Source organism: Labilibacter marinus, from assembly GCF_001659685.2.
In the GTDB taxonomy this organism is placed as follows: domain Bacteria; phylum Bacteroidota; class Bacteroidia; order Bacteroidales; family Marinilabiliaceae; genus Saccharicrinis; species Saccharicrinis marinus.
In genome coordinates, this window is sequence record NZ_LXYE02000079.1 from 1 (window position 1) to 1,661 (window position 1,661).

At 30.0% G+C, this 1,661-nt stretch carries 2 protein-coding genes; both read left to right on the forward strand.

Annotation, left to right across the window (positions count from 1 at the left end):
• Positions 1–42: 42 nt before the first annotated feature.
• Positions 43–807, forward strand: coding sequence for a potassium channel family protein (locus A8L32_RS23235; protein WP_075591663.1), 765 nt, complete (start codon positions 43–45; stop codon positions 805–807).
• A gap of 3 nt (positions 808–810) precedes the next feature.
• Positions 811–1,452, forward strand: coding sequence for a hypothetical protein (locus A8L32_RS23240; protein ID WP_075591664.1), 642 nt, complete (start codon positions 811–813; stop codon positions 1,450–1,452).
• Positions 1,453–1,661 lie beyond the last annotated feature (209 nt).

A 1,661-nucleotide genomic window follows, 5' to 3' on the forward strand; every position in this document is an offset into this window, starting at 1 on the left:
GTTGTAGCCCATTAAACCCAACCAGGCAATTTATGATACGATATGAAAATTAAGAATTTACTCATAAAACTTTTTATTGGAACTTATAAACTTGAATATACCTTGAATCCAGCTATTCAAAATCAAGCTAAAAATGTTAAAAGAGTCTGGAATAATACAAAATATAAGGATTTCGGAATAGAAAGAATAGTAAGGTTGATTTTGGTATCAATTCAATTTATCTTTCCTGCCCTTTATATAAGACACTTGACAGGAAAATTGGGATTGCTATGGAGAAAATTAGGAGTGGAATCATATGTAATCCTAAAACTATTTCTGCCAATTATATTTTTTAGGCTTCATTTGACTGATAGCCCAATAATACTTGGCATAACCATTTATATGTTGATTGAGACTTTAATTTATCTTTCAAGCTTAATTTTTTTATCTGACATATATGCAAGTCCTATAACATATAAGAGGTCTTTATTATTGCTTTTTGTTAATTTCATCGAGATTGGTCTTGAATATTCAGTAATTTTCTCATATTTCAATTCTCATATTAAGGATTTCTTTACCTCAAATATTTGTTCGGCGATAGACTTAATATATTTCAGTTTTGTTTCCTTATCAACACTTGGATTTGGAGATATTTCAGTAAGGGAGCATGTTGGAAAAACAATTGTGCTTTGTCAAGTATTGACCTTTATTTTATTTGTAGGACTTTTCTTGAATTTCTATGCTTCTAAAATTCAAGATTTAACTTATTTTAATTCAGAGAAAAAACCAAAATGGAATCAACAGGAATCAAATAAAAAGACAAAATAATACATGCAGTTTCATATACCACAATATTTACATAGAGGAGATAATGATTTTAAAGGAGTTAGAAAACTCAGAGATACCATTAATGGATACCAACTTCTGACTAATTTATTAAATGGTGGGGATGGAAGACAAATTAAAGAAAAACCTTTAATCGATTTGATAGATAGACATGTCAGTACAAATTGGTCAACAACTCATTTTCTCTCATTTTCAGAAAACGAAAGAACTTCATTGCGATTTGGATTACATTGTGAAATTGAAGAAGTGGATAACCTGTTTATAGAATATGGAGAATATGGAGGTTGTGAAAATAATTGGGATTTTGCTATCGTATCCATAGATACAGGAAAAATTAATTGGACTAGGATAGATAAGGGTGTGTATAAAGGAATATACCCATCGAATCGAATATCTAATACCTTGAAAAATGAGGTCATTCTGCTTGATGTTAGACAAATACTAAAAAAATATACCGAATACGAAAAATCAAAGATTAATTCTGAAAGAGATGAAGAATGGTTAATTCTTCCATTTAATAAGTTTCAATCTAAAGAAAACGAGTTGTCTGCAATTTTTGACATTAGTGATATTTTATTGCATGTCACTAAATACAAAAAGGGATACTCAGAATCAATTTTCTTGTAGGCTGAATAATAACGGGCTACAACAATGTATAAAAAAACATAAGTGGCTCAGTGGTTTACGGAGCCTTTGCACATTTAATCAGCTCCGCTAAATCTGCGATTTGTCGGTTTGTTTTAAAACTCTAAATTTGTGTCTAATCGCAAATTTGGCTCAGTGTAAATTGACAGGTAAGTACTTCGAAATCACTTACGTTTCTTATACTGAACGTT

What these genes read in the sequence shown, in the direction of transcription:
- A8L32_RS23235 (WP_075591663.1), top strand. Translation starts at nt 43, where the DNA reads ATGAAAATTAAGAATTTACTCATAAAACTTTTTATTGGAACTTATAAA.
- A8L32_RS23240 (WP_075591664.1), top strand. Translation starts at nt 811, where the DNA reads ATGCAGTTTCATATACCACAATATTTACATAGAGGAGATAATGATTTT.